Annotated in this window: 4 protein-coding genes; 1 reads left to right on the forward strand and 3 read right to left on the reverse strand. The window is 74.5% G+C overall.

Annotated elements, in window-relative coordinates:
• On the reverse strand, positions 1–986 hold a 986-nt coding region (locus tag AC1Q49_RS15875; RefSeq protein ID WP_492493353.1), incomplete at its 3' end, for a protoporphyrinogen/coproporphyrinogen oxidase.
• Positions 902–2,374, reverse strand: coding sequence for an HNH endonuclease signature motif containing protein (locus tag AC1Q49_RS15880; RefSeq protein ID WP_492493355.1), 1,473 nt, complete (start codon positions 2,372–2,374; stop codon positions 902–904). The genes AC1Q49_RS15875 and AC1Q49_RS15880, both read right to left, overlap by 85 nt.
• Positions 2,375–2,512: 138 nt before the next feature.
• Between AC1Q49_RS15880 and AC1Q49_RS15885 the strand changes: the two genes are divergently transcribed.
• Complete coding sequence (locus tag AC1Q49_RS15885; protein WP_492493357.1) at positions 2,513–5,392, forward strand: ATP-binding protein; 2,880 nt, start codon at positions 2,513–2,515, stop codon at positions 5,390–5,392.
• 12 nt (positions 5,393–5,404) lie between these two features.
• Here the strand turns inward: AC1Q49_RS15885 and AC1Q49_RS15890 are convergent, their stop codons facing one another.
• Positions 5,405–6,235, reverse strand: coding sequence for an ABC transporter permease (locus AC1Q49_RS15890; RefSeq protein ID WP_492493359.1), 831 nt, complete (start codon positions 6,233–6,235; stop codon positions 5,405–5,407).
• Positions 6,236–6,239: the final 4 nt, after the last annotated feature.

The raw sequence follows: 6,239 nt of genomic DNA on the forward strand, positions 1-6,239 counted from the left end.
CGGGCGGGGCGGGCGGGGGCGTCGAGCGTGACGCCGAGCGGGGCGAGCAGGGTCGACGCGGCGGGCGCACCGGCCGCGAGGACGACGATGTCGGCGGGCAGCGGCTGAGGGACGCCGTCGTCGCCCCGATCGACGGCGTCACCGGTGCCGTCGATGTGGACGAGCCAGCCCGTCTCGGTGCGGGAGAGCGCGGTGACCGCGTGCCCGACGCGGATGTCGGCGTCGAGGGTGAGCAGACGCTCGGCGAGCGCCTGGACGAGGCGGGCCATGCCGCCGCGCAGGGTGGCCCTGCGGGCCCGGGGCGGCTCGGTGCCGTCCTCCGACCGTGCCGGGAGAAGTTGGTCGACGGCGCCGCCGAGCGAACCCGCCCGCGTCAGCGCTGCGCTGAGGCCGGGCACCGCGAGGTCGACGTCGATCTCGTCGGGGTCGACTCCCCAGGTGCCGATCGTGAGCGGGGCCACGAGCCGGTCGCGGATGCGCACTCCCATCCGCGTGCGCACGAGGGCGCCCAGGCGACGCTCGCGGCCGATCGTCAGCGGAGGCCGCAGGCGGTCCAGGTAGGCCCGCCAGACGCCCGCGCTTCCCACGAGGCGGCGCACGGCCGGCGCCCACACGTTGGCGGGGATGCCGGCGCGGTTCGCGGGCAGCGGCACGACGTGCAGACCGTCACCGGCCGGGACGGCGACGGCGACGCTCTCGTCGGCCGCGGGCTCGACGTCGGCGCGCAGCTCGAGCTGGTCGATCAGGTCGGCGAGGGCGGGGGCGGAGAGCGAGAACACCTCGGCGGCCAGGTCGATGTCGATCCCGTCGAGCGTCGCGGTCTCGATGGCTCCACCCACGCGGGTGCCGGCTTCGAGGAGGACGACCGGCATCCCGATGCGCGCGCACTCCCACGCGGCCGTCAGGCCGGCGATCCCCCCACCGACGACGACCACGCGGGTGGCGCGGGCACGGTCGGCGAGGGTGGGTTCGGTGCGCTCGGACACGTCCCCATCCTCCCATCCCGTCTGCGCCGGGGCGCCCGCGCACGACGTGACCCGTGCGTGGTGCTCAGAACGGTGGTGGGTCGTCGGTGTGCGGCACGAATCGGACGCGGCTGGGTGGGTGGTCTTCGTAGTGGCGTCCGGTGGGTGAGGTTGTCATGACAGGTGTGGCCGCCGTCTGCGGCTGCGGTCGTGTGGTCGCGGTCGCACCGGTGGGCGGGGCGGGTGCAGCCGGGCGTGCGGCAGCGTTCATCCCTCGCAGCCAGGTAGCGACGCAGCTCCGCGGACGGTCGATACCGGTCGACGGCGATGGGGATGCCGGTGGCGGGGTCGGTGAACACGCGATCCCATCCGGGTGCGAGCCCCGCCAACCGGCGGGCCATCGTCGGGTCGATGGGCCCGTACCCGGTGAGCAGGGCCGGGCCGCTGTTCGGGTCGCCGGCGAGGGTCAGCGCGGGCACGGCGACCTGGATCCGTGCGGTGATGGCGTCGAGGCCGGCGCCGGTCGCGGTCGTGGACGGGGTGCTCGTGAGGAGCAGGTCACTGAACACGTCCGCGCGGACCTGATCGAGCGTGCGAGCGTCCGTCCCGCCGGTGGGACCGGTCCGCAGACACTCACCACCCGCATCGCCGCCGCCTACATCGCCGCCATCAGCATCGTCGTGACCACCGTCGCCGTCGGGATCACCGTCAGCCGGCTGGTCGAGGATGCCGCGGGCACGGTTCGTGAGGCTGTCGTGGATCGCCTGGGCGAGCGGGGCGGGAAGATCCGCGATCAACCGCGCCATCCCGTCGTCGAGGGGGCACAGACGCACCGACCGGGAGTCGTACGCGCGGCGGGTGGCCTCGGTGAACGCGGCGGGATCGATCGTCGCCGCGATCGCCTTCACAGCCGCCGCCATCCGGGCCGGGGACTCCGACTGCGCGACATCCAGAGCGAGGGCCTCGAATCGGGCACGGTCGGCCTCGGTGCGCAGCAGCCCGCCCGTGCGACCGATCGCCCACGCGTGACCGGCATCGATCCGCCCCTGCCCCCAGATCTCCAGCGTGGTCGGGAACTGCTCTCGCAGCAGGTACGCCTCCGACATCCGTCGCTGCACGCCCCGATCCGACACCCGCAGCGCCATCGCCAGCTCCAGCGCGACTTCCCGCAACGGCAGATCAGCCTCACCCGACCCCACCGACCGTCCCTGCTGCAGCGCCTCCTGACGCAGCAGCGCCACCCGATCCGCGACCACATCGACCGCCGCCGCGCACAGCCGCGCCTCCGCCGCCTGCGCCCGCGCCGCACGACGGCGCGCATCGACGACGCCGGACACCAGCACGTCCAACGCCGGCCACACCGATCCCGGCGATCCCGGCGATCCCGGCGCCTCCACCACAGCGCGCATGACTCCCCCACCGGCACACGCCGGAAAACACGACCCGCATCACGAAGGGGGCACGCGCGGGGCTTCTTCATCCCAGTATAGAACAAATCTTCGAATGCCGCACGCAGGAACGCGGGAGCGCGGACCTAGAGTGGAGCCGTGCGGCTCACCTACTTCGGCGGTCCGGCGTGGGATGCCGGCCCCCTGCCGGCGCGCGGACGCGGGCAGGAGGGACTTCTCTTCCGTCTCGCCGTCGACGCGGGCGCCGTCGTGTCGGTACGGGCGCTGGCCGACGACCTCTGGTCGTTGGATGCGCCCGACGACCCGCGCGCCGCGCTGCAGTCCCTCGTCTCGAGGCTGCGCCGCGCCCTCGGGGCCGCGACGATCGCGTCGGTGTCGGGCGGCTACCGCCTCACGATCGGCCGCGACGAGATCGATCTCACACGCTTCCAGGATCTCGTGTCGGAGGCCCGGGCCGCGGGCGACCCCGCCGCGGCGGCCGCGCTCGCACGCCGAGCGATCGCCCTCTGGGTGGGCGATCCGTGGGTGCCGGACGGGTTCGACTGGGCCCTGCGCGACCTCCTCGAAGACCGCGCCCACGCGGAGCGCCTCGTCGCCGCGGACGCCGCCGCGGCCGCCGCCGCACCGGACGCCGACGCCCCCGCCGCCTCCCGTGCGCCCGCCGTGCCGGCGGCGCTGACGCCGCTCATCGGCCGCGGCGACGAGCTGACGACCATCGCGGCGCAGCTGCGCGCGGAGCGGCTCGTCACCGTCATCGGTCCCGGCGGCGCCGGCAAGACCACGCTCGCCCTGGAGACGGCGCGCCGAACGCCCGACACGCTCTTCGTCGAGCTCGCCCCGGCCGCGGCGGCCGAGATCTGGGCGGCCATCGCGGCGTCCGCCGGCCGCGGCATCCGGCTCGGCGAGACCCCGCCGCGTCGCGAGGAGAGCGACCGCGACCGCGTCGTCGAGGCCCTGCGCGGCCGCGACGTGCTCGTGGTGCTCGACAACTGCGAGCACGTCAGCGCGGCCGCGGCGGCCGTCGCGCGGGATCTGCTGGCCGCCCTGCCTGCGGCGCGGATCCTCGCGACGAGCCGCGAGCCCCTGGGCGTGCCCGGCGAGGCGTTCGTCGCGCTGGGACCGCTGCCCGACGCCGACGCCGTCGAGCTCTTCGAGCGGCGCGTGCGTGCCGCGCGCGGCACGCCGCCCGACGCCGCCGAGGCGGAGACCACCGCGCGCATCGTCCATCGGCTCGACGGGCTCCCGCTCGCGCTCGAGCTGGCGGCGGCGAAGGCCCGCACGCTCACCCTCGCGGAGATCGACTCCGGCCTCGACGACCGGTTCGCTCTCCTGGGCTCGGGGCCTCGCGTCGCCGATCCGCGGCACCAGACCCTGCGCGCCCTGATCGATTGGAGCTGGGAGCCGCTGCCCACGGACGAGCGGACGGCGCTGACGGCGGCATCCGTCTTCGCGGACGGTGTCGGCGTGCGGGATGCCGCCGCCGTCGCCGCCGCGTTCGGAACGCGACCGGAGGCGTTCGACGCACTCGTGGACCGCTCCCTGCTGACGCGCACGCACGGGCGGTTCCGCCTGCTGGAGACCGTTCGCGAGTACGGCCGCGAGCGTCTGCGCGCGGACGGCCGCGAGCGCGAGGCGCAGATCGCCGCCGCGCGCGTGCTCGCGGCGCTCGGCGCCCAGCACGAGCAGCAGCTGCGCGGTCCCGGGGTGCGCGACGGGCTCGCCTGGTTCGACGAGAACGACGAGTCGCTGTCCGCCGCGATCCGGCTCACCCAGACCGACCCCGACCTCGGCGACCTCGGCCGGTCGCTCGTGCGCGCGACCGTGTGGCCGTTCTTCATGCGTGAGCGATTCGGCGAGCTGCGCGGCGCGATCGAGCGGGTCGCGCACACCGACGGCGTCCCCGCGAGCGAAGCGGCCGTCGTGCTCGACGCGCTGCTGCTCATGATCCCCTCCTTCACGGTGGCGGCCTCCGCCGATCCGCTCCCTCCCGCCGAGGTGGACCGCTTCGCCCGCCGCGCCGCCGAGATCTCGACGGGCGCCGCCCGGTACCCCTCCGAGCTGTCCCTCGCCGTCGCCGCCCTCCTGCGGGCGGCGTCGCGCTCGCTCATCGAGAGCGGCGGCCGCCGCATCCGGTCGTGGAACTTCTCGGCCCACGACGAGGCCGCCGCCGATGCGCCGCCCTGGACGCACGCCTTCCTGGCCGTGCTCGACGCGGCATCCGCGCAGAACAGCGGCGACATCGCGACCCTCGAGACGGCGAGCGCCCGGGCCCTGCGGATGTTCGACGACCTGCAGGATCCGTGGGGCCTCGCGCTGGCGAGCCAGCTGCGCTCCGAGTGGCTCGTGCTGCAGGGCCGCCTCGACGAGGCGCTCGCGGTGTCGGACGCGGCGGCGGAGGGGTTGGCGGGCCTCACCTCGATCTGGGACGTCATCCAGCAGAGCTCGCTCACCCTCGGCATCCTGGCGCGGCTCGGACGCTTCGACGAGGCCCAGCAGCGCCTGGAGGAGGTGCGACGCCTCGCCGAGCTCGACGGATCCAGTCGTGCGCTGTTCCAGTATCACTCGACGGCCGCCTCGCTCGCGATCGCCGCCGAGGATGCGGAGGCGACCCTTCGCCATCTGGAGGCCATCCCCGCCGCCGCGATCGGCGACCCGCAGCCGCAGCTGCAGGCCTGGGCGGGTGCCCGCCGCGCCCAGGGGCTGCTGCTGCTCGGACGGACGGACGAGGCGCGCGACGCCTTGCGCGAGACCCTGCCGGTCGCCTTCGCCGCCGACGATCAGCCGATCGCCGCCGACGTGGTGCTCGCGACGGCGGCGTGGCTCGCCGCGGTCGGCCGCACGGATGCCGCGCGGCGGGCGTTCGCGGCATCCGTGCGTCTGCGCGGCGGCGCCGACGTCACCGACCCCGCCTTCGCGCGGCTGCGCGCCGTGCTGGGCGATCCCGATCCGGCACTGCCGCTGCGCGACGCAGAGGACGGCGGCGAGGACGTGGATGCCCTCGCCGCCTTCCTCGACTGACCCCGCGGTCGGTCAGGCCTTGCGCATGTAGGCGCGCACCGTGAGCGGCGCGAACACCGCGACGATGACCGCAGCCCCCACCAGCGAGGTCCAGAAGTCCGTCCCGATGGTGCCCGCGTTGGCCAGGTCGCGCACCGCCGTGACCAGGTGCGAGATCGGGTTGATACTCGCGAACCAGGCCAGCGGCGCGGGCAGCGAGTCGATCGGCACGTAGGCGTTCGACAGGAACGTCAGCGGGAACAGGATCAGCATCGAGATGCCCTGCACGCTGGAGGCGGTGCGGGCGACGACCCCGAAGAAGGCGAAGATCCAGCTGATCGCCCACGAGCAGGCGATCACCAGCAGTCCCGCCGCGACGACGGCCCCGAGGCCTCCGGCCGGACGGTAGCCCATGAGGAAGCCGACCACGAACGTGATGGTCGTGGCGATCGCGTAGCGGAGGGTGTCGGCCAGCAGGGCGCCCGACAGCGGGGCGATGCGGGCGATCGGCAACGACCGGAACCGGTCGAAGACGCCCTTGTCCATGTCCTCGCGCAGCTGCGTGCCGGTGACGACGGAGGTCGTGATGACGGTCTGGACCAGGATGCCGGGAATCAGCGCCGGCAGGTAGCTCTCGACGTTTCCGGCGATCGCCCCGCCGAAGATGTAGGCGAACATCAGCGTGAAGATGATCGGCTGCACCGTCACGTCGACGAGCTGCTCGGGCGTGCGGCGGATCTTCACGAGCCCGCGGTAGGCCATGGTCAGGGTGTTCTCGACCGTCTGGCGCAGGCTCGTGCGGTTCGACAGGCGACGCTCGGATGCCGGGGTGATGGGGGTCAGGGCGATCGGGGTCGGGGTGATGGTG

The organism is Microbacterium sp. MPR-TSA4, assembly GCF_058792815.1.

Excerpts from the sequence above, each read along its gene's own strand:
- AC1Q49_RS15880 (WP_492493355.1), bottom strand. The coding sequence starts at position 2,374 with ATGCGCGCTGTGGTGGAGGCGCCGGGATCGCCGGGATCGCCGGGATCG.